Annotated in this window: 18 protein-coding genes and 1 pseudogene; 6 read left to right on the top strand and 13 right to left on the bottom strand. The window is 57.6% G+C overall.

Features of this window, described 5'->3' with window-relative positions:
- Positions 1 to 79: 79 nt before the first annotated feature.
- Positions 80 to 475: pseudogene (netD, locus tag PG899_RS18835) on the top strand (Nrf-like electron transfer protein NetD); the annotation flags it as partial.
- Between the two features lie 75 nt (positions 476 to 550).
- Here netD and lpxH read toward each other — a convergent pair.
- Genes lpxH through PG899_RS18820 form a run of 3 tightly spaced genes read right to left on the bottom strand, consistent with a single transcriptional unit; the run spans position 551 to position 2,479 of the window.
- Positions 551 to 1,276, bottom strand: coding sequence for a UDP-2,3-diacylglucosamine diphosphatase (lpxH, locus tag PG899_RS18830; protein WP_182859835.1), 726 nt, complete (start codon positions 1,274 to 1,276; stop codon positions 551 to 553).
- Positions 1,273 to 1,992 carry a DUF4269 domain-containing protein gene (locus PG899_RS18825; RefSeq protein WP_182859836.1) on the bottom strand — a complete coding sequence of 240 codons (720 nt, stop codon included), beginning with the start codon at positions 1,990 to 1,992 and terminating at the stop codon, positions 1,273 to 1,275. Before PG899_RS18825 ends, lpxH begins: the two co-directional genes overlap by 4 nt.
- A complete protein-coding gene (locus PG899_RS18820) occupies positions 1,982 to 2,479 on the bottom strand; it encodes a peptidylprolyl isomerase (protein ID WP_182859837.1) in 498 nt (165 codons plus the stop codon). The genes PG899_RS18825 and PG899_RS18820 overlap by 11 nt, the downstream gene beginning before the upstream one ends.
- A 190-nt stretch (positions 2,480 to 2,669) precedes the next feature.
- Here PG899_RS18820 and cysS point away from each other — a divergent pair, with 190 nt between their 5' ends.
- On the top strand, positions 2,670 to 4,046 hold the full coding sequence (cysS, locus tag PG899_RS18815) for a cysteine--tRNA ligase (RefSeq protein WP_270697541.1): 1,377 nt from the start codon (positions 2,670 to 2,672) through the stop codon (positions 4,044 to 4,046).
- Positions 4,047 to 4,891: 845 nt separating this feature from the next.
- Here cysS and PG899_RS18810 read toward each other — a convergent pair.
- From PG899_RS18810 to PG899_RS24310, 3 genes are all read right to left on the bottom strand, one after another.
- Positions 4,892 to 6,064 carry a reverse transcriptase family protein gene (locus tag PG899_RS18810; protein WP_182859839.1) on the bottom strand — a complete coding sequence of 391 codons (1,173 nt, stop codon included), beginning with the start codon at positions 6,062 to 6,064 and terminating at the stop codon, positions 4,892 to 4,894.
- Positions 6,065 to 6,200: 136 nt separating this feature from the next.
- A complete protein-coding gene (locus PG899_RS18805) occupies positions 6,201 to 8,015 on the bottom strand; it encodes a retron Eco8 family effector endonuclease (RefSeq protein WP_269149524.1) in 1,815 nt (604 codons plus the stop codon).
- Positions 7,972 to 8,463: an AAA family ATPase gene (locus tag PG899_RS24310; protein ID WP_182859841.1), complete on the bottom strand. Its 492-nt coding sequence runs from the start codon at positions 8,461 to 8,463 to the stop codon at positions 7,972 to 7,974. Before PG899_RS24310 ends, PG899_RS18805 begins: the two co-directional genes overlap by 44 nt.
- 1,564 nt (positions 8,464 to 10,027) lie before the next feature.
- Between PG899_RS24310 and PG899_RS18800 the strand changes: the two genes are divergently transcribed.
- Positions 10,028 to 11,041, top strand: coding sequence for a GGDEF domain-containing protein (locus tag PG899_RS18800; RefSeq protein ID WP_049045573.1), 1,014 nt, complete (start codon positions 10,028 to 10,030; stop codon positions 11,039 to 11,041).
- A gap of 61 nt (positions 11,042 to 11,102) precedes the next feature.
- Here PG899_RS18800 and PG899_RS18795 read toward each other — a convergent pair whose 3' ends face one another.
- From PG899_RS18795 to PG899_RS18765, 7 genes are all read right to left on the bottom strand, one after another.
- Positions 11,103 to 11,849 (bottom strand): substrate-binding periplasmic protein, encoded by a 747-nt coding sequence (locus PG899_RS18795; protein WP_043168376.1) that lies wholly within the window; start codon positions 11,847 to 11,849, stop codon positions 11,103 to 11,105.
- A 100-nt stretch (positions 11,850 to 11,949) separates the two neighbouring features.
- Positions 11,950 to 12,696, bottom strand: coding sequence for a substrate-binding periplasmic protein (locus PG899_RS18790; RefSeq protein ID WP_182859842.1), 747 nt, complete (start codon positions 12,694 to 12,696; stop codon positions 11,950 to 11,952).
- 73 nt (positions 12,697 to 12,769) lie between these two features.
- The gene (locus tag PG899_RS18785) at positions 12,770 to 13,267 is read right to left on the bottom strand and encodes a GDYXXLXY domain-containing protein (RefSeq protein ID WP_270697540.1); all 498 of its coding nucleotides are present in this window, start codon (positions 13,265 to 13,267) and stop codon (positions 12,770 to 12,772) included.
- Positions 13,264 to 14,271 carry a DUF4401 domain-containing protein gene (locus PG899_RS18780; RefSeq protein ID WP_182859844.1) on the bottom strand — a complete coding sequence of 336 codons (1,008 nt, stop codon included), beginning with the start codon at positions 14,269 to 14,271 and terminating at the stop codon, positions 13,264 to 13,266. Before PG899_RS18780 ends, PG899_RS18785 begins: the two co-directional genes overlap by 4 nt.
- Positions 14,264 to 15,202 carry a DUF2157 domain-containing protein gene (locus tag PG899_RS18775; RefSeq protein WP_182859845.1) on the bottom strand — a complete coding sequence of 313 codons (939 nt, stop codon included), beginning with the start codon at positions 15,200 to 15,202 and terminating at the stop codon, positions 14,264 to 14,266. Before PG899_RS18775 ends, PG899_RS18780 begins: the two co-directional genes overlap by 8 nt.
- Positions 15,203 to 15,400: 198 nt before the next feature.
- Complete coding sequence (locus PG899_RS18770; RefSeq protein WP_010633534.1) at positions 15,401 to 15,958, bottom strand: TMEM165/GDT1 family protein; 558 nt, start codon at positions 15,956 to 15,958, stop codon at positions 15,401 to 15,403.
- A 256-nt stretch (positions 15,959 to 16,214) separates the two neighbouring features.
- On the bottom strand, positions 16,215 to 16,544 hold the full coding sequence (locus PG899_RS18765; RefSeq protein WP_024945954.1) for a translation initiation factor: 330 nt from the start codon (positions 16,542 to 16,544) through the stop codon (positions 16,215 to 16,217).
- A gap of 119 nt (positions 16,545 to 16,663) precedes the next feature.
- On the opposite strand from PG899_RS18765, the gene PG899_RS18760 reads away from it, so the two are divergent.
- Genes PG899_RS18760 through PG899_RS18750 form a run of 3 tightly spaced genes read left to right on the top strand, consistent with a single transcriptional unit; the run spans position 16,664 to position 19,459 of the window.
- On the top strand, positions 16,664 to 16,891 hold the full coding sequence (locus PG899_RS18760) for a FeoA family protein (protein ID WP_005302641.1): 228 nt from the start codon (positions 16,664 to 16,666) through the stop codon (positions 16,889 to 16,891).
- A gap of 55 nt (positions 16,892 to 16,946) precedes the next feature.
- The gene (gene feoB / locus PG899_RS18755; protein WP_044800326.1) at positions 16,947 to 19,220 is read left to right on the top strand and encodes a Fe(2+) transporter permease subunit FeoB; all 2,274 of its coding nucleotides are present in this window, start codon (positions 16,947 to 16,949) and stop codon (positions 19,218 to 19,220) included.
- The gene (locus PG899_RS18750) at positions 19,217 to 19,459 is read left to right on the top strand and encodes a FeoC-like transcriptional regulator (protein WP_011706553.1); all 243 of its coding nucleotides are present in this window, start codon (positions 19,217 to 19,219) and stop codon (positions 19,457 to 19,459) included. The genes feoB and PG899_RS18750 overlap by 4 nt, the downstream gene beginning before the upstream one ends.
- Positions 19,460 to 19,537: the final 78 nt, after the last annotated feature.

The following is a 19,537-nucleotide window of genomic DNA, read 5'->3' as shown; positions in this document are numbered from 1 at the left end:
GCTACACGCCGAAACAGCGTCTGGCACAGGCCGCATGACCTCTACTTTTGAATGCCCCTAAAAATGGGGGGATTACCGCATCAGCTCGGGGGTGGCCTCCACCATCTTGCTGGCGGTCACCCTGTTTCGGGAGGATGGCCACAGCCGCGGGGTGAGCTTCGTGCATCGCTTCGAGCGGCCCATCGTCGCCATCGAGCTGTTCCTGCTGCTCTGCTTCTTCACCGGCCTCTATTTTGGTGGCGGCCAGCGGGAAGCGGCCATGTGGGCGGCCATCGGCGGCGGCTTCTGGTCCCAGGTGTTCTGGTTCGGGGTCATCGGGCTGGGGATCCTGCTGCCCCAGCTGCTGGGGCGGGTGGGCAGTCCGGCCAAGGCCCATCAACCGGCCCGGCTGGCGCTTATCTGCAGCCTGAGCCTGGTGGGGATATTGCTGCTGCGCTACTTCATCCTCTACGCGGGGCAGATGACGGTGATGTAGCCGTTATGCGGGCAAATCGCAGGCAAACAAAAGGCGGGATCTTCCCGCCTTTTTTATTGCCGCCAGCCTGCTTGATCAGATCAGCGCGTGCTGCTCGAGGCGCTGCTCGCCGGGGCGGCAGATCAGCACCGAGCCCTGCTCGAACCAGTCCCCCAGTACGATGCGCCGGGCTGGCGCGCCGTCGAGGTTGAAGTCGTGGATGGCCGGTCTGTGGGTGTGGCCGTGGATCATCATCCGGCAGTCGTGCTGGCGCAGCATCTCGTCCACCGCCGCCGGGGTCACGTCCATGATGGTCTGGCTCTTGTGGGCATTTTCCATCTGGCTCTGGCCGCGCATCTTGTGGGCGATGGCCTGGCGGCGCGCGAGCGGCAGGCGCAGGAACAGCCAGCGCAGCCACTTGAGCTGGGTGATGCGGCGAAACTTCTGGTAGCCCTCATCCAGGGTGCAGAGCAGATCGCCGTGGCTCAGCACCACCCGCTCGCCGTAGAGCTCGATGACGCACGGATCCCCCAGCAGGGTCATGCCGGCGCGCTTGGCAAAGGCCTGGCCCAGCAAGAAGTCGCGGTTGCCATGAATGAAGTAGAGGGGCACCCCCTGCTGGCTCAGGGCCGCAAAGGCGTCGGCCACCTCGCCGTGGAGGGGATTGGGATCATCGTCGCCAATCCAGAATTCAAACAGATCGCCCAACACGTAGAGGGCATCGGCGCCGGGGGCGTCGTGCGCCAGAAAGCGCACCAGGGCGGCGGTCATGTCGGGCCGCTGGGCACACAGGTGAATGTCGCTGATAAAGAGGGTGCTCATGAGAAAGTGCGCTGGGCCCTGTTGAGGTGGCTGGAAGTGGAACTGGTATTGGTATTGGAGTTCGCAGTGCAGTGGGGGGCCGTCGTCCTCGGCTGCCACGCCAATGGGGCAAGCTCGCCGCCCTCCAGGGTGAGCAGCACGGCATACGGGTCGCCGGCAAGGCCCAGCAAGTGGCACATGGCCGCTTCCCCTTTGAGCCCTTCCTCGAGGCGCAGGTGCAGCACTTGGTGATAAAACGCCGCGCCGAAGCGCTCAAGCAGGGCGGCCATCAGGCTGAGGTGGCGCCAGCCGTTGAGGCGCTCGAGGGGATCCGGGGTGAGGTAGAGCTCAAGGGGCCAAGGGTGACCATCTGCGCCGGTGACGGTCTGCTCGGCGAGCCAGATGTCAGCGCCCTTTTGCGCAACCTGCCAGCCCTGGGTGGCCAGCGCCGCTGCAAACGTGGCCGGGTCCGGGTGGCGGCAGACGATGTCAAGATCGCTGCCGGGTCGGTCGAGCCCGATGGCGACCGTGCTCACCAGTGCCAGGTCGCTGCACTGCGCTGCCAGCGCATCCCACCCCCCAGCTGTGAGCAGGGCATGGGCCGAGCGTTGGCGCGGGTTGCCGTGGGCCAGGTAGTCGAGACGGCGCCAGTCGATGGGGCCGGCCTTCGCAGATGGAAAAACTGCGGCCGGGGCCGCAGTCAGTTCATCTCGCAGAAGGCAGAGATCACTCGGCAAGGGTCACCTTGGTGATCACGACGTCTTCGGTCGGCACGTCCTGGTGGATACGGCCGTAGTTGCCGGTCTTGACGCCCTTGATCTTGTTGACCACGTCCATGCCGGCGGTCACTTCACCGAACACGCAGTAGCCGAAGCCCTGGGTGGTGGCGGATTTGAAGTCGAGGAAGTCGTTGTTGTTCACGTTGATGAAGAACTGGGCGCTGGCTGAGTGCGGCTCCATGGTGCGGGCCATGGCGATGGTGCCGACCTTGTTGGACAGGCCGTTGGCCGCTTCGTTCTTGATGGCGGCGCGGGTGTCTTTCTCTTCGAAGCCCGGGGCATAGCCGCCGCCCTGGATCATGAAGCCATCGATGACGCGGTGGAAGATGGTGTTGTCGTAGTGACCGTCACGGCAGTATTGCAGGAAGTTGGCCACGGTTTCCGGGGCTTTTTCAGCGTTCAGGGTGAGGGTGATGTCGCCGTGATTGGTGTGCAGAGTGACCATGATATGTCCTTTCATTTGATGCGGGCGACCAGGTGCCCGCAGGTGTATGGCATAAAGTGGTGGCAATTCTAGCCCATCAGGGCCCTGCGGCATAGATGGTGCGCCTGATCCGGCACGTTTTCTGCCTCGTTTTCTACGCGCGATGCGGGTAGAATGGCAGGCCATTTTACTCACAGGCAGTGGTCATAAGATGCTGAAGATATACAACACACTCACTCGTCAAAAAGAAGAATTCAAACCTATCCACCCGGGCAAGGTGGGCATGTATGTGTGTGGCGTCACTATCTACGATCACTGTCATATCGGCCACGGCCGCACCTTCGTCGCCTTCGACGTCGTAGCCCGTTACCTGCGCTACAGCGGTTATCAGCTCAACTACGTGCGCAACGTCACCGACGTGGACGACAAGATCATCAAGCGCGCCGCCGAAACCGGCGTCACCTGTGACGACCTGACCGAGCGCCTGATCGGCGACATGCACGCCGACTTCGATGCCCTCGGCATGGTGCGCCCGGACGTCGAGCCGCGCGCCACCCAGCACATCGGCGAGATCATCGAGCTGGTGCAATCCCTGCTGGATAAAGAGCACGCCTACGTGGCGGACAACGGCGATGTGATGTTCATCGTCGACTCCTACGCCGACTACGGCAAGCTCTCCGGCCAGGATCTGGAACAGCTGCAGGCCGGTGCCCGGGTCGACGTGGTGGATGCCAAGCGTAACCCGCTCGACTTCGTGCTGTGGAAGATGTCCAAGCCCGTCGAGCCGACCTGGGACAGCCCCTGGGGCCCGGGCCGTCCTGGCTGGCACATCGAGTGCTCCGCCATGAACTCCAAGCACCTTGGCAACCACTTCGACATCCACGGCGGCGGCTCCGATCTGCAGTTCCCGCACCACGAGAACGAGATTGCCCAGTCCTGCTGCGCCCACGGTGGCGACTACGTCAACACCTGGATGCACAGCGGCATGGTGATGGTGGATAAAGAGAAGATGTCCAAGTCCCTTGGCAACTTCTTCACCATTCGTGACGTGCTGGCGCACTACGACGCCGAAACCGTCCGTTACTTCCTGATGTCTGGCCACTACCGCAGCCAGCTCAACTACTCGGAAGATAACCTGAAGCAAGCCCGCGCCGCACTGGAGCGGATGTATACCGCCCTGCGCGATCTGCCGGTGGCCGCCGCTGCCGGTGGCGACGAGCAGGTGGCCCGCTTCAAGGAAGCCATGGACGATGACTTCAACACCCCGGAAGCCTACTCCGCCCTGTTCGATCTGGTGCGCGAGATCAACCGCCAGAAGGGTGAAGACATGGCCGTTGCTGCCGCGCTGGGCGCCCGCCTGCGCGAGCTGGGCGCCGTGCTCGGCATCCTGCAGCAGGATCCGGATGCTTTCCTCAAGGGTGACGAGGCGGATGAAGAGGTCGCCGAAATCGAGCAACTGATCGCCCAGCGCAATCAGGCTCGCGCCGACAAGAATTGGGCCGCTGCCGATGCCGCCCGCAACCGTCTTACCGAGATGGGCATCGTGCTGGAAGACAGCGCCGGCAAGACCAGCTGGCGCCGTGCCTAAGGCCGGTGGCCTTCTTGGCGCCTAGGCCAACAGGTTGAGCCAATAAAAAACCGCAGCCCTTGGGCTGCGGTTTTTGTTTGTGCCTTTTCCCTCGACACCTTTTAAGCCTCTGCGCTCTGCTTAAGTCCCGGTGGTCTGCGCTCTGATCCCCTCTCCCCTTGTGGGAGAGGGCCAGGGTGAGGGGAGCTAACGTCATTCCTCGGCTGAATGTCGTCCAACGCTTGAATGGCATGGCTTAGCCATACAGGGCTCGAGGGCCTTGCCCTCGAAGGGATTTCGCCGCCGCTACGCGGCTTGGCGAGTGACTTTTGAAAGACCAAAAGTCACCAAAAGTCTTCTCCCCCAGCAAACCGCCCGCTTCGCGGGTTCCCTCGTCTCGTCCAACGGGTCGGACGGAGCGCCGCAGACGGCACATCCCTGTGCCGACTGCGGCTGCGCCATCATCCTTGATGGCGCTCCTGACCCGTTGAACTCGACTCGGCGGTTTGCAGGGGGAACCAATACCGTGCCTGCCCGTGGCTTTCGTTATTACTTTGACTATCTATTTTGCCTAGGTGTAAAAAGCCTGGATAGCAGCGTTCTGGTTTGGAGGGAACTGTTTAGGCAATATAAATAACAACCGCAGCTCAAGGATAAAATATTTATATGCATGAAAAATACGGCGTAATTTAATTCAATAAGACATAGAAAATGTCATCAAAAATATCGTGCAAATAGTGGGTTGATATGTTGAGTGGCCTTTATGCGTTGAGGCGATTTTATATTGAATAGATTGGTTAATCAGTGCTTTTTGTTAAACTTGGAAATGATGGTTGTGGGTATTAAAAATGCGGTGGTGGTTGAAATCACACCATTCTTGATTTCATTATTATATCTATTTCACTGACGAGGTTTGAGCACTTCTTAATAAATAATTCTGTCATGCAGTTATGTCGATCATTAAAGGAAAGCAGTGATATAAGATAGGAGCGATAGCCCATTAACTTGTTATCTAATTGGGAGCTGTGGTATTTTGCAAGGAATTTTGCGCTTGGTTTATAACGAAACTTCACTTTGTTATGGTTGTATTTGAATACAATATTTAATACGTCCTCATCGGAGAGGTTTTTTTTGCACTCATGAATTAACTTTGATATGGTTTTCGTTTTTTTATTGGAGATCCTAATAGTTCCACTTTTGTATGGATAGTTTGAACCGGATATGGTGTATCCATTAACAGTGAAATTGCCCTTGGCGATGCTAGTTTTTTTTGTATTTATTTTAAACCCTCCTAAATTCAAAATAAATGCGATTTGTTCAGTGAACTTACTGGAGTGCAAAAATGGCTTTGTGTTAGGTGGTGGCAATAGGATATCAAATAGTGATTTCTCTATATACTGCTCCGTTCTTGTGTCCGAACTTGAAAAAAGCATGTCATCCGCATATCGGGTATATAATACATCATGTCGTGAGCAAAACTTTTCAATAAGAATGTCAAATTTTCTAAATATTATGTTTGAAACTGCGGGGGAAGTTTTAAACCCTATTGGTAAAATGCTTTTTCCTGAAAATTCAAGGTTTTTAACGTTGTTTGGCAATGTTATGGTCAGAAGGTTTGTTATGAGATCTAAGCTGGATTGAGTTGTTTTTTCTGATATGGGGTCTGATGATACGTGATGAAATAAGACCTCTTTAACAATTTTCTTATTAATGAAATGGAAGAAGTTTTTCAAGTCAATACGGAGAAAATAGTTGCTATTTCTGTGTGGCTCAAGAAAGTCTAAATAAGATTTATTTTTTAAATATGCCGTAGCAGCGTTATTAATAGGAAGTTTGTCAAAAAGAGTTTTGATCAAGATATCATGTATTTCGTTTATTTGTCGTGTATCAGCGCCAGAGAGTTTATATATAAACTTATTATTTAATTTGCATTCTTTTACCTGTGAGTAGGGGAAGGACTCAACGCCCTTCCCCTTAGAGTAAAAAGAACACGTTTCTAGTGTAGCTATAACAGTAGAATTTATAGTGTAGCTTTTCATTCTGATCCTATATTGATACTAATTCATCTTTTCACGAACTTGTCGTGCACTAAAAGTGCATCATGGCAGATGCGCCACAAGTTAGCTAATGTTGAGGCTAGGATATAGTAATATCAATCTTGCGAACAAGACCCCTCTAAGCTATCGATATAGAAATCTTCTTAAGGATATCATGAAGATGGGGGAACGTGCTAGTGAAAATCTCCTCAAAGCTCTCATCACTATCCGTCCTAGCTTCTATGTCTTCTATGCAAAACTCAAGGAATGAGGTAACCCAGCCCCCAGTTTTACCAAGTCCAAAAGGCAATTTCTTCAATAATTGGTTTCTGATAATGTCTATTGACTCGATAACTTCTTGACATATCGGGTTGTTTGGATCGTGTGGCTCTTGACTTTCTTTGTAACTATATAAAGTGTGTGTTTTGCCATTTAACGCTAGGCGGAGTATTGTTGTTTGGTCTTGTCGAGTCAATGGTGAGTTGATTTTGTAAAAAAGCTTCAAAATATATTTTGAGTTTAATATTTGAAGTTTTTTTATAAATGCTTTGTTTTCTTGTGTAAGCTCACCTGTAAACTCATATGGTGTAAATACATTTGAGTAAATCCAATCTATGCAATCTTTGTTAAGTCTTGTTCTCCAGTGGTCTAGTTTTTTATTTACATCTCCCTTCCCTCCAATATAGAGAGTGCCCTCGGATAAAGATGAGATTTCATGAATCAACCATCTCATAATTATTTTTCTGGCAGAGTCACATATTAAAACCTCCTCAACAGTTGATGGTGTAATATGGATTCTGTCCGTTTTATATAGGACGCGATTACATCTCGATATGAAATCTAGAAAGCTTAATTTTTTAAATCCAATGCCTTTATTATCATGCTCAATCGTGATTTCATGTATTTTTATAATGTTACTTAGAACTCTTTTGTTATGATAGTCTGGAGAAAAAAAAGGAGCGAACCTCATGTTTTTATATATTTCGAACAAATTTACCTCTTTGGTTTTTAGCCTGAATTTCTTGTCGGAAAAATCATAGGAGACCATTTTGTCCGCATCATAAATTGTCAAGTGAGGTATAGATGCATTAGAATTTCTTGGATTCATTGCTTTCAAGAGAACTTCATTTGTTTTATATACATCAACTCTATTCAAAAATGGAAATTTATTTATTAGCTCTAGATTGCCAAATAGCTCAAGTTCTGTTTCACCTTCTACAAAAAGAATAAACTCGCTAAAAAATAATCTAGCCTCATTGTCACTAAATATATTTAGGAATCTCTTGTCTTTAAATCTTGAGTTTAATAATGAGACGTGGGTTATTCTTTTTTCATTTAAAGTAAAATGGAATATGTTATGCTCACGCTCATCCTTAAATAATCTAATTATAGCCTTTAATATATTTGGTGAATGTGTTGACATTATTACTGTTGGGTATGGTGTAGCATATTTTCCTAATTGTTTTTTTGTATTATTTTTTTTGAAGCTACGATATAGGCTATGTATGTTATGGATCAGCCTTTCATTTAGTTTTGGATGCAATCCTAGCTCTGGCTCATCAATATAAACAATTGGGGTAATGAATTCTCGCCTGGTAAGGCTAATGATTAATGACAGAAATAACTCTATAAAGCGATGAGAGTTTGTACCATCAGATTGCGTATTTAATTCATACCCATCAATATTGAATTTATGTCCACTTAGTCCCACCTTTATATAGTTTAAAACTAAATCCTGATAATCATATGGAGAAGCCTTGGTTAAATCACCAATGATTTTTACATAATCTTTATAAGAATTGCTCTTTCCAGATAGTTTTTCATCAAAGAAATTTATTATCTGTTCTGTCTTCAAGGATTTTGTGTTTAGAAATTTCAGCTGGCTTACTGTGTTCCATAGTTTGTCCCAGTCATATAAGTTTATTCTTCGCGTGTCTACGAAAAAAAAACGGATATATTCTTGCTATTACTTTAAGAACATTTTTATCTTTGTCTGACCAACGAACAGAGCCATCATTATTTATTGTTAGTGTTAATGAGAATTCGCCTCTAATTATTCGTTTATTGACCATGAAGAAGTCATCAATATTATCATCTTTGAAAAGTGTACTGTAGATGTGCTTCTGATATGAGCTCTTTGTTTTTCGACTTTTAATAACCTCTTCAAGTCGTGTTGTATCATAAACTACAGTGATAGATCCCTTACTCGAATAGTTGGAGTTGAGAGAGGGAGGGATAACAGATTCACTATTCAACTTGGAATAGAAAAATTGAATTATCTTAAGGAAGTTTGATTTTCCAACGTTGTTTTGGCCAATGATACAATTAAAATCACTAAAACTATTAATTGAGCAATCTTCGAATGAAAGTATGTTTTTTATTCTTATCTGCTTTAATGACATTTAATTCACCATTATGCTAATCAACTTGCCAAAATGTTGGCTCATGTAATTTCCAATTATCTTATTCTACTATTTTAAGTCACAGCATCTCATGGGCCGTAGTTTTAGAAATAAGGTTATAGCATTGCTAAATATTTATTCTCGGCCTTAAATATAAGGTCAAACAACAATAGGACGGTGTGCGGTCGCATTTATGCTCACTTTTTCATCAATGAAACTAAGTTGCTTTAGCCTGTTGCATAGTTGTGACTATCTGGCTTTACCAGACAGTGGGTTAGGTGTTGGAGTAGAGATAACGTCTTTTCCGCTAACTGCCCGAATACACAAGATACAAGATGTTGTTAACTAACCTCGGGGCTTAAGGTTAGGTGTTGCCCCCTGTTGTTCGCCGAGGTGAGGCCGTTTGTCCAGGCCGCGAGGCAGGACGCCGAGCGAGTGCCGCTGGGCCAGGGATGGCCCATCGGCGCGTGCCGTGGGACAAACGGGTGAACCGAGGGAACCCGACGCAGGAGGGCGAACAAGCGGGGGAGAAGACTTTTGGTGACTTTGGGTCTTTCCAAAGTCACTCGCCAAGCCGCGCAGCGGTGGCGAAACCCTGTCGAGGACGGAGTCCTCGTGTCCTGCGCGGCGAAGCCGTGCTATTTAGACGGCGATATTTAGCCAAGCAAAGATGTTACCGAACCCCTCACCTTAGCCCTCTCCCACAAGGGGAGAGGGGATCGTTCCCCGGTGCAATGCGCACCCTACCTGTCTCCCGCAGGGAAAGGGGATGGTTACCGCGGACGATTACGCTTTGCTAATCGACCCTACTCGACCCGATTCGACCTTACACATTGCCCCAAGCGTCGCATTCGCACGGGGCCATGGGCGCAGCCCCCGAGGCTGACGGGGACGCCCGTCGAGGGTGCAACCCTCGTACCTTGCCGCAGGCGCGGGAGACCGGCTGGTCTCCGCCAAAGACGCTGCCGCCCCTGACTGTCGCCGCCACCTTGCGCCCTTGACCATCCATGAATACTCGGGGCCAACAGGGGCCGATGGTCATCTTACGGAACCCGCTTCGGCGGGGCCATCCAAATCCATGAAATTAGTGATGCAACTATCAGAATTAAATGGTTTTTCTCCTTTGCTGCAAAGTGGCAACCGGCGGTTGACCTGCGGCCGGGGTGTGATGGAAGATGAGCGCCGCACCCGGCTGATAAGCAGACAAGCAGGATAAGCAGAGCGCCGGGCGCAGTGAGGGGCAGAGCGGGATTGCGCCACTGACAAAGGCGATGAGCGCCAGGGGCCATCATGGGTCCAGCCTTCGACAGCATTCGCCAAGCCGCAGCCAATAATGCCGCACGACAGGCACGGCTGCCCTCAATAGGGGGCGCTCACCACGGCTCAGGCCGGGCCGCCCCGCATTGGCTGCAAACGGAGCGCGTTGCCGGACAATCGAGGGTCGTTCGACGACAAAGGCCGCCAAAACCGCAAAATTTGTGCCACGGCGGGGGCGCGCGGCTTGTGAAGGGTCCCCGGGGTTGGCTATCGTTTCAGGAATAGACATGCAAGCAGGGAGGTGTGCATGGACAGAATATTGCAGGCGTTGTCGCTGCAAGTGACCGGGGCGCGGGATCTGGAGAGCCTGACCCGCCCGCTGCTGGAGATGCTCGAGACGGTCACCGGGCTTGAATCCACCTATCTGACCGAAATCGACCTTGGTCACGACACCCAACATATCCGCTTTGCCCGCAACGCCGCCACCTTGCAGATCCCCGAGGGGGGCTCGGTGCAGTGGGGCGATGCCCTCTGCCGGCGGGCCCTCGACGAGGGGCGCTTCTACACCGAGGATGTGGCGAGCTGCTGGGGAGATTCCCAGGCGGCGCGGGCCCTTGGCATTCGTACCTACCTGAGCTGCCCGGTGCAGACCCCTTCGGGCTCCCTCTATGGCACCCTGTGCGCCGCCAGTGCCGAGCAAAAGCCGCTGACGGCGGGCTCGGATCACCTGATCGCCTTCTTTGCCCGGCTCATTGCTGAGCAGGTGGAGCGCGAACAGCTGCTGCAGCAGTTGCAGCAGGCCAACCACGAGCTGTCACGCCAGGCGCTGAGCGACCCGCTGACCGGCCTGCCCAACCGGCGGGCGCTGATGCACGAGCTCAACCGGCTGTTTTCACTGGCGGAGCGGGTCGAGCATCCGCTGCTGCTCGGTTTCATCGATCTCGACGGCTTCAAGGCCATCAACGATACCCACGGCCACGACACCGGCGACCTGCTGCTGCAGCGGGTCGCCGCGGCGCTGTCAACCGTGCTGCGCGGCAGCGATCTGCTGGCGCGGGTGGGGGGCGACGAGTTCGTGGCGGTGGGAATGGGGCCGCAGTGCGGCGAAGAGACGCGGGAGGCGGCGGTGCAGGGCTTTCAGCGCCGGCTGTTCGAGGCGAGCCTGGTGCAGCTCGAGGTGCCCGCCGGCCTGCTGCACTACCCCGGCGCCAGCGTGGGGGTGGTGGCCATCGATCCGGCCAGCAGCACGGTGGATGAGGCGCTGAGGCTGGCCGATGCCTGCATGTACGAGGTCAAGCGCCAGCGCCGGCGGCCGAGCTGATTACGCAGGCGAGACAGACAAGCAAAAGGGGCCCCGGCGGGCCCCTTTTTCATGCCGCCCCTCAGCGAGCGGGGAAGTACTTGGCCTGGATCTGCTGGAACTCGCTGCTGGCCAGCACCTGGGTCAGGCCGCTCTGGAACTCCTTGACCAGCTCGTCGCTCACCGGGTGGCTGAAGGCGAAGCAGAACTGCTCCGAGCTCAGCATCCAGAATACCTTGAACTGGGCGGGATCCAGCTGCTGGGAGGCGATCAGATCCAGCATGGTGGTCTTGTTGGTGGAGATGAGATCGACCCGGCCCGAGGTGAGCATCTTGAGCGCCTGGGGCAGGCGGTTGGCGGTCATGATCTTCTGCTCGTCAAAGCCGTTGTTGAGCAGCAGCTGCTCCCCCACGTCGGCCCGCACCGCCCCTATGTTGTACTTTTCGGCATCTTCCAGCTTGGCGATGGTGACCGGGCTCTTGGCCAGCCCCATCAGCACGATCTCGGCATAGCCGATGGGGCAGGCCCACTTGAACAGCGGATCCCGCGCCTCGGTGCGGGCGGTGGAGAAGAGCACCACGTTGGGTTTCTGGGTCAGCAAGTAGTAACCCCGCGCCCAGGGCATGATGGTGATGGGCTGCTGCGGGGTATTGGTCTTCTGCCAGACTTGCTGCAGCAGCTCGACGGCAAGCCCGGTGGGGGCGCCGGATTCGTTGGAGAAGTTGTAGGGTTTGTACTCTTCGGTGAGGTAGTGCAGCTTGCCAAGCTCCGGGCTGGCCTGGGCGAGGGTGACAAACGCGAGTGCGGCGAATCCAATCCATTTTTTCATCTTGGCCATCCTGGTGGGGTGTAGCGTCATTCTCAAGTGTTATCAAAGCCCGCCAAATCGCCACTCGCCGCGCACTGGCTGCGAGAGGTCGCGGGCCTTCTCAGGGGGCGGGCAGGTATTTGAGCCGCAGCCCCTGATACTCCGAAGAGGCGAGCGCCTGGGTGAGAGCGCGCTGGAACTGCTTGATGACGCCGTCATCCACCTGGCGACTGAAGGCGTAGCAGAGCTCCTCGGCATCCAGCACGAAGGCCACCGTGAAGTCATTGGCATCGAGCTGCAGCGCCTTGATGGCGTCATAGCCCGCCAGCTTGCCGGTGGCCAGCAGATCGGCACGACCCGACACCAGCATCTTCAGCGCCTGGCTCAGCCGGTTGGCGGAGATGATGCGGCTCTCGTCCATGCCACGGTTGAGCAGCAGCTGTTCGGAGGCATCGGCGCGCACGGCGCTGATGCGGTAGTCGTTGATCTGCTCGACGGCGCTGAGGGTGAGGGGGCGGCGCTTGTGGGCCAGCAGCACGTACTCGGAGTAACCGATGGGGCATACCCACTTGAACAGGGGGTCGCGGGTGTCGGTGCGGGCGGTGGAGAAGAGCACCACGTTGGGTTTCTGGGTCAGCAGGTAGTAACCCCGCGCCCAGGGCAGGATGCGAATGGGCTGGGCGGGGGTCTTGGTGCGCTGCCAGATCAGTTGCAGCAGCTCCACCGCCAGCCCGCCGGGCTGACCGCTCTGGTCGGTGAAGTTGTAGGGGGGATACTCCTCGGTCAGGTACTCCAGCTTGCCGAGCTCGGCCTGCGCCGTGCCAAGGCATGACAACAGCAGCAGGCAACCGCAAAACCTTATCCTCATGGGCATTCCTTGGCGTAGCGCGGGCGATCCATCTTGCCCTAGTGTGGGCAAAAAAGCCTGATATTGCCAGTAGTTACCAGCGCGCTCTGGTATTTCCCACCGGTTTTAGCTGCTCATCGCGAAGCCCCACCAGCAGCGCCTTGCCACTCTCCTGCAGGCGAAATTCGCCGTAGCGCGCCGCCTCGTACTGCTCGCCGGTGCCCTCTTCGAAGAAGTAGGCGTCGGGGCCGATGAGCCACTGGCCATCGCTGCGGCGCACCTGCAGCCGCCGCTCATCGCGGGCCAGCTGATCCGGCTTGCCCCCTTCCACCCAGCTGGCGACGTGTTGCTCGTCGAGGCGGATCACCAGGGTGTCGGCGGGGGTCTCATCTTGTTGCCGGTTGCCGAGCTGGCGGGCCAGCTCGTAGTTGAGGCGCATGTAATCCCCCTGCATCAGGGAGCGGGGGTCGACCGGGGCGAGGCGCAGCAGCACCACCTCGCCGCTGCTCATGGCGCGCTCGTAGCGCCAGACGGTGATGTTGATGGCCGCCAGGATGGCGAGGCCGGTCAGCAGCAGGGCGAGTCGTCTCATGAGGGGCTCCGCAGGCTCAGCCGTTTGAGCAGCTGGCGGGCGCCGAGCAGCAGGGCGCCCGAGCCCAGCAGCAGCCAGGATTTGGTCATCAGGGTCAGCCCCAGATCGTAGTAATAGAGGGAGCCGAAGCCGACCAGCAGCAGGCCGGCCAGGGTCATCAGGCCGACGCTGCCGGCATAAAAGCCGAGCACCAGCACCAGGGCGCCGGCTCCCATGCCGGGAATGAGGGCGCTGATCAGCACCAGCGGCAGCCCGTACAGCAGCGGCAGTTTCAGCCTGATCATGAGCCCCAGCAACAGGGCGGCGCAGAGCAGCGGGTTGAGCCAGAGCGGCAGGCGGGAGTGGCCCAGCTCGTCGAGCATGCTGGCGCCACCGTCCCACAGCGGGTGGTGCAGGCGCCCCAGCACCAGCAGGGAGAGCGCCAGCCCCAGGGTGAGGGATTCATAGAGCTGATGGCGCACTGGATCGCGCTCTGCCTGCAGCCAGCAGAGGGCCACCGCCGTCATCACCAGCGGCAGGGCCAGCAGTTGCAGGCCGAGGCAGGCGAGGGCAAGCGCCAGCAGGATGGCGGCGGCGAAGCTGTGGAACAGCCGGATCAGCCAGTGCTCGAACAGAGCGGCGATGGCCAGCGACAGCAGGGCGAGGCCGAACCAGAGCGGAGCCGAGTGCAGATCCAGTCGATCGAGCAGCCCGTAGAGCAGCCAGGCATCGCCGGCCAGCGCCAGTGCCAGCACGAACTGATCCCACAGATCGCTGCGGGTGGCGAAGCGGTTGAGGCAAAAGGCGATGACCATCAGCACGACGCCCATCAGCAGGGCGCTGTCGGCATCCCGGGTGAGCTGGGAGAACGACATGAACAGGAAGAACAGCAGGAACAGGGCGGCAATCCAGCCCACCATGCCCAGCAGAAAGCGGCTCGACCAGTAGGGCTGGTCGTCACGGGGGGCATCCCCTTCCACCAGTTGGGCCCGTTGCAGTCGCTGCCAGGGGGTCAGATCACTCATGGAGCCTCCGTTGTTGTTGCAGCCAGCGGCTGGCCGCCACCGACAGGCCGATGGCGATGAGGCAGAGCAGCAGGAAGCCGTCCACATCCGGCTCCATCCATTTGCCGAGCGCGGTCAGCAGCACCACGATGAGGCTCAGGCAGCCCATGGCGAGCCCGGCGATGAATCTGTGGTGCCAGCGCAGGTAGGCGGCCGCCAGCCAGCCGAGCCAGGCCGGCCAGACCCAGGGGGAGGCGACATCGAACAGCGCCAGCAGGGTCAGCAGGGTGACGCCGAACCCGGCGGCCAGCCCCGCCAGCCAGGAGGGCATCAGCCGGTAGTGAGCGGGCACCAGCAGCAATATACCCCAGAGGACGGCGTTGAACAGGGTCAGGCACCAGCCGAGGGCCTCCTCGTTGAAGGCGAAGAAGAAGTTGAACAGGCCGAGCCGCCAGTAGAGCACCAGCGCCAGCTGGCCGAGCAGCCAGCTCAAGGTCCACAGCAACGGGCTCTGGCCGAGCGCCGCCAGCGGCAGCAGCATCAGCGCCCAGGTGGCGAACAGCTGCCAGGGATCGGCGCCGGTCTGGTAGGTCTGCCCCACCAGTGCCAGCAGGGCACCGATGTTGAGGGCGATGGCGAGCAGCAGCGCCTGGCGCTGGCTGTCGGCGAGGGGCTTGCGCCACAGCAACAGCAGCATGGCGAGCAGCGGCAGCTCCAGCAGCGCGAGGCGCGAGAGGCGGCCCAGCTCCTGCCAGTTGAAGGCGACGAAGAACACCAGGCCGGCGCCGAGGCACAGGCTGCCAAGCCAGAGCAGCAGCCGATCGAACAGCCACTGCCAGCGGGCAGGGCCGGGGGGCAGCTCGCACAGGGCGAGGGCGGCGGGCAGACTGGCCCGCTCGAGGCGTCCACGCCTGACCCAGTCGAGCAGCGTCTGTCTTGAAGTGAAGTGCATGGGATGCTCCATCAGGTTTGCCGCATTATGCCACGGCCATGGCGCCTATTGGCAGCCCCCGTCTGCGGGCGCAACCAGCCCGGCAAGCGGATGCAAAAAGCCCCGCCAAAGGGCGGGGCTTGCAAGGACACGACATGGGCGCGGGAGCTGCGTCGGCAAGTGCTCACCCTTGCCTCGCCACCTTCTGATCCGGCCGGGTCAGGCGAACAGCAGGGTGCTCACCCCGAGGCCCACAAACAGGATGGCGCAGGCGATGCGGATCCCCTTGAGCGGCAGGCGATCGGCCCCCAGCTTGCCAAGCAGCACCACTGGCACGTTGGCCAGCATCATGCCGAGGGTGGTGCCGGTGATGACCTGGGTCAGCGAGTCATACTTGGCCGCCAGCAGTACGGTGGCGATCTGGGTCTTGTCGCCGATCTCGGCGATGAAGAACAGCACGAAGGTGGCCATGAAGGGGCCGTATTTGTCGAGCGGGCTCTCCTCGTCGTCCATCTTGTCCGGCACCAGGATCCAGGCGGCCATGGCGATGAAGGCACCGGCCACCAGGTAGGTCATCACCTTGGGATCGAGCCAGCGGCTGATGAACTCGCCAAGCCAGGCGGCGCCGGCGTGGTTGAGCAGGGTGGCTGCCAGCATGCCGGCGATGATGGGCCAGGGCTTGCGAAAACGACAGATGAGCAACAGCGCCAGCAGCTGGGTCTTGTCGCCGATTTCGGCGATGGCCACGCTGAGGGTTGAGGTTAACAAGGCTTCCATAAAAATGACCGGGGGACGGAATTGTTATACCTGAGACAAGCCTGCGCCATCCGTCCCCGGTATTGGCACTGGCCCGTCAAAGGTCTTGTCAAATCCGCGGCTGGCGTGGATCACCCTGACCATGGTGAGTTGGCACCAAGTATGTTGATCAGGGTCGCGAACCGGTTTGGGGCCGGCTGGCGAGACTACTCCCCCTCGATGGGAGCGGGCATTCTAGGGAAAAAGCGAAAGTGACGCAAGCCGGGCTGCGCGGGGATCAGCCGCCCACCAGCTTGACGCTGAAACCGGCCTTCTCGAGCTCGGCCTTGATCAGATCCCGTTTGTCCCCCTGGATCTCGATCACTCCCTCTTTCAGGCCGCCGCCGGTGCCGCACTTTTTCTTGAGCAGGGTGGCGAGGCTCTTTTGCTGTTCGGCCGGGACGCCGTGGATGGTGATGACCCCGGCGCCCTTGCGCCCCTTGGTTTCGCGGCGGATGCGTACCACCCCGTCGGTGGGGAAGGGGGAGGCGGATTGCGGCTGGTTCTGTTCTTTGATGATGCCGCCGTCCGTGCTGTAAACCAGGCGGCTGTTGTTGTCGTGACTCATGGCAGTTATTTGTGGGTTAGCTAAGCGGAGTTTGATTTTACTCAAATAAGCGTTGAAAACACGGATTATAATGCCCCAAGTAAAAGAGAATTATTATTGTTTAACTTCAGGAGTCAGTCATGGTACTCGCGCAGTTGTCACCGGGACAGAGTGCTCGCATCAAGAACATGAATCAATTGACCCGTCCCCTGCGGCGCAAGCTGATGGTGATGGGCTTGTTGCCCCAGACTGAAGTCATCTATTTGCGCGCGGCCCCGCTCGGGGATCCGCTGCAGATCCAGTGTCAGGGGATCTGCCTCTCCATGCAAAAAAGTCTGGCCCAGCAAATCGAGGTCGAGCCGGTATGAAACACACCTCACAAAATAATCGTCTTGGTCAAAGCACTATCGAGGTCGAACCGGTATGAACTACTCCCTGGTAACCGTCGGCAACCCCAATAGCGGCAAGACCTCCCTGTTCAACGCCCTGACCGGGGCCCGCCAGCAGGTGGGCAACTGGAGCGGCGTCACCGTCGACAAGAAGATGGGCGAATTCAGTGCCCAGGGCCACGACTACAAACTGATGGACCTGCCCGGCATCTACAGCCTGGCCAACCAGGAGGGGAGCCTGGACGAGCAGATCGCCAGCCGCTTCGTGGAAGGCCAGCAGCCGGATCTGCTGCTCAACGTCATCGACGCCGCCAACCTGGAGCGCTCCCTCTACCTCACGCTGCAACTGCGCGAGCTGGGGCTGCCCATGGTGGTGGTGCTCAACAAGATGGATATCCTGCAAAAGCGGCGCATCACCATCGACGAGAGCAAGCTCGCCAACACCCTCGGCTGCCCGGTGGTGGCCCTCTCGGCCCACAACCGCCAGCAGGTCGCCGCCTTCAAGAACCAGATCCAGCAGTTCATCGGCCAGCCGCAGCCGGCGCTGTTGCTGGACTACGGCAGCGAGCTTGAAAAAGATCTGGCGGAGCTGGAGACCCTGCTTGCCCCGCATCACCTCACCACCCGTGGCCGCGCCCTGCGCCTGCTGGAAGAGGATGCGGTGATGCAGGAGACCCTGCTGCCCGGCCAGCAGGCCGCCGCCGCCAACGTGGTGGCCCGCGCCCACCACGGGCAGGACGTTGACCTGCAGCTGGCGGATATCCGTTACGGCCACATTCACCAGTGGGCCGCCCAGGCTTGCCAGCAGAAGGGCAAGCTCACCGCGGCCCAGAGCGAGCGGCTCGATCGGGTGCTGCTCAACCGCTGGTTCGGCATCCCCTTCTTCCTGCTGGTGATGTACCTGATGTTCATGTTCGCCATCAAGGTGGGCAGCGCCTTCATCGACTTCTTCGACATCATGGGCGGCGCCCTGTTTGTCGACGGGGTGCACCACCTGCTGGGGCTGATCCATGCGCCGGACTGGCTGGGGGCCATCCTGGCGGACGGCTTCGGGGTGGGCTTGCAGACCGTTGCCACCTTCATCCCGGTGATCGGCTGCCTCTACCTGTTCCTGGCGGTGCTGGAGAGCTCCGGCTACCTGGCCCGCGCGGCTTTCGTGGTGGATGCCCTGATGCGCCGCCTCGGCCTGCCAGGCAAGGCGTTCGTCCCCATGCTGATGGGCTTTGGCTGCACCGTGCCCTCGGTGATGGCGACCCGCACCCTCAACTCCGAGCGTGAGCGGCTGATGACCTCGGCCATGGCCCCCTTCATGTCGTGCGGTGCCCGCCTGCCGGTGTACGCCCTGTTCGCGGTAGCCTTCTTCCCCGAATCTGGCCAGAACCTGGTGTTCGGCCTCTACCTCATCGGCATTCTGGTGGCGGTGCTCACCGGCCTGTTGCTGCGCAGCACCCTGCTGCCGGGCAAGAGCGACTCCATGCTGATGGAGATGCCGGACTACGAGTGGCCGCGCCCGGTCAACGTCGGCATCAAGACCTGGCAGAAGCTCAAATCCTTCGTCTTTGGCGCCGGTAAAACCATCGTACTGGTGGTCGCCGTGCTGAGCGTGCTCAACTCCTTGGGCACCGACGGCAGCTTCGGTCATCAGGATCAGGAGAGCTCGGTGCTGAGCAAAATCAGCCAGGCGGTGACCCCGGTGCTGCACCCCATCGGTGTGCGCGACGACAACTGGCAGGCCACGGTCGGCATCGTCACCGGCATCTTCGCCAAAGAGGCGGTGGTCGGTACCCTCAACAGCCTCTACGCCGGCAGCGGCGACGGGGAAGAGGAGGCGAGCGAGTTCTCCCTGGTGAACAGCTTCCAGGAGGCGATCGCCGCGGTCGCCACCAATCTGGCCGACATCGACCCGACCGACCCCATGGGGCTGGCGGTGGGCAACCTGGATGACCAGAAAGCTGCCGCCGAGGCGCAGGAGGTGGACGTCTCCACCTACGGCAACATGCAGAGCCACTTCGACGGGGCGGCCGGTGCCTTCGCCTACCTGTTGTTCGTGCTGCTCTACATGCCCTGCGCCGCCGCCATGGGCGCCCTGGTGCGGGAAACCGGCCGCCAGTGGGCCCTGCTGACCGCGGCCTGGTGCAACTACATGGCCTTCATGTGTGCCACCGTCTTCTATCAGCTGGCCACCTTTGCCGCGCACCCCGAGCAGAGCCTGTTCTGGGTGGCGAGCTACGGCGGCTCCCTGCTGCTGCTCTGGTGGGCCGGTCGTCGCCACGGCGACATCGTCGCCCGCAAGGTGGTGACCCTATGATCCTGCGCGAGCTGGGGGAGTACCTCGCCGCGCAGCAGAAGGTGAGCCGGCGCGAGCTGGCCCGCCACTTCCACACCTCGGAAGATGCGGTGGAGGCCATGCTCGGCGTCTGGATGCGCAAGGGGCGGGTCGCCAAGCGGGAGACTCAGGTGTGTGGTGGCTCCTGCTGCGGCAAGAGCCAGGAGGTGATGTTCGAGTGGTGCGAGCCGGGCCAGATTGGTCTGGTGCAGAAGGGCTGAGCTCACGCCCGAACCCCCGCATTCAGATATAAAAAATACCCGCCACTGGCGGGTCTTTTTTATTGGTGCGTGTTCGCC

The sequence above is a fragment of the Aeromonas sp. QDB39 genome (assembly GCF_027707585.1).
GTDB classification, from domain to species: domain Bacteria; phylum Pseudomonadota; class Gammaproteobacteria; order Enterobacterales; family Aeromonadaceae; genus Aeromonas; species Aeromonas hydrophila.
Note: the sequence above shows the minus strand (reverse complement) of the source record. Positions and strands in the feature narration are given on the sequence as shown.

Excerpts from the sequence above, each read along its gene's own strand:
- lpxH (WP_182859835.1), bottom strand. The coding sequence starts at position 1,276 with ATGAGCACCCTCTTTATCAGCGACATTCACCTGTGTGCCCAGCGGCCC.
- PG899_RS18820 (WP_182859837.1), bottom strand. The coding sequence starts at position 2,479 with ATGGTCACTCTGCACACCAATCACGGCGACATCACCCTCACCCTGAAC.
- cysS (WP_270697541.1), top strand. The coding sequence starts at position 2,670 with ATGCTGAAGATATACAACACACTCACTCGTCAAAAAGAAGAATTCAAA.
- PG899_RS18810 (WP_182859839.1), bottom strand. The coding sequence starts at position 6,064 with ATGAAAAGCTACACTATAAATTCTACTGTTATAGCTACACTAGAAACG.
- PG899_RS24310 (WP_182859841.1), bottom strand. The coding sequence starts at position 8,463 with ATGTCATTAAAGCAGATAAGAATAAAAAACATACTTTCATTCGAAGAT.
- PG899_RS18800 (WP_049045573.1), top strand. The coding sequence starts at position 10,028 with ATGGACAGAATATTGCAGGCGTTGTCGCTGCAAGTGACCGGGGCGCGG.
- PG899_RS18795 (WP_043168376.1), bottom strand. The coding sequence starts at position 11,849 with ATGAAAAAATGGATTGGATTCGCCGCACTCGCGTTTGTCACCCTCGCC.
- PG899_RS18790 (WP_182859842.1), bottom strand. The coding sequence starts at position 12,696 with ATGAGGATAAGGTTTTGCGGTTGCCTGCTGCTGTTGTCATGCCTTGGC.
- PG899_RS18785 (WP_270697540.1), bottom strand. The coding sequence starts at position 13,267 with ATGAGACGACTCGCCCTGCTGCTGACCGGCCTCGCCATCCTGGCGGCC.
- PG899_RS18780 (WP_182859844.1), bottom strand. The coding sequence starts at position 14,271 with ATGAGTGATCTGACCCCCTGGCAGCGACTGCAACGGGCCCAACTGGTG.
- PG899_RS18775 (WP_182859845.1), bottom strand. The coding sequence starts at position 15,202 with ATGCACTTCACTTCAAGACAGACGCTGCTCGACTGGGTCAGGCGTGGA.
- PG899_RS18770 (WP_010633534.1), bottom strand. The coding sequence starts at position 15,958 with ATGGAAGCCTTGTTAACCTCAACCCTCAGCGTGGCCATCGCCGAAATC.
- PG899_RS18765 (WP_024945954.1), bottom strand. The coding sequence starts at position 16,544 with ATGAGTCACGACAACAACAGCCGCCTGGTTTACAGCACGGACGGCGGC.
- PG899_RS18760 (WP_005302641.1), top strand. The coding sequence starts at position 16,664 with ATGGTACTCGCGCAGTTGTCACCGGGACAGAGTGCTCGCATCAAGAAC.
- feoB (WP_044800326.1), top strand. The coding sequence starts at position 16,947 with ATGAACTACTCCCTGGTAACCGTCGGCAACCCCAATAGCGGCAAGACC.
- PG899_RS18750 (WP_011706553.1), top strand. The coding sequence starts at position 19,217 with ATGATCCTGCGCGAGCTGGGGGAGTACCTCGCCGCGCAGCAGAAGGTG.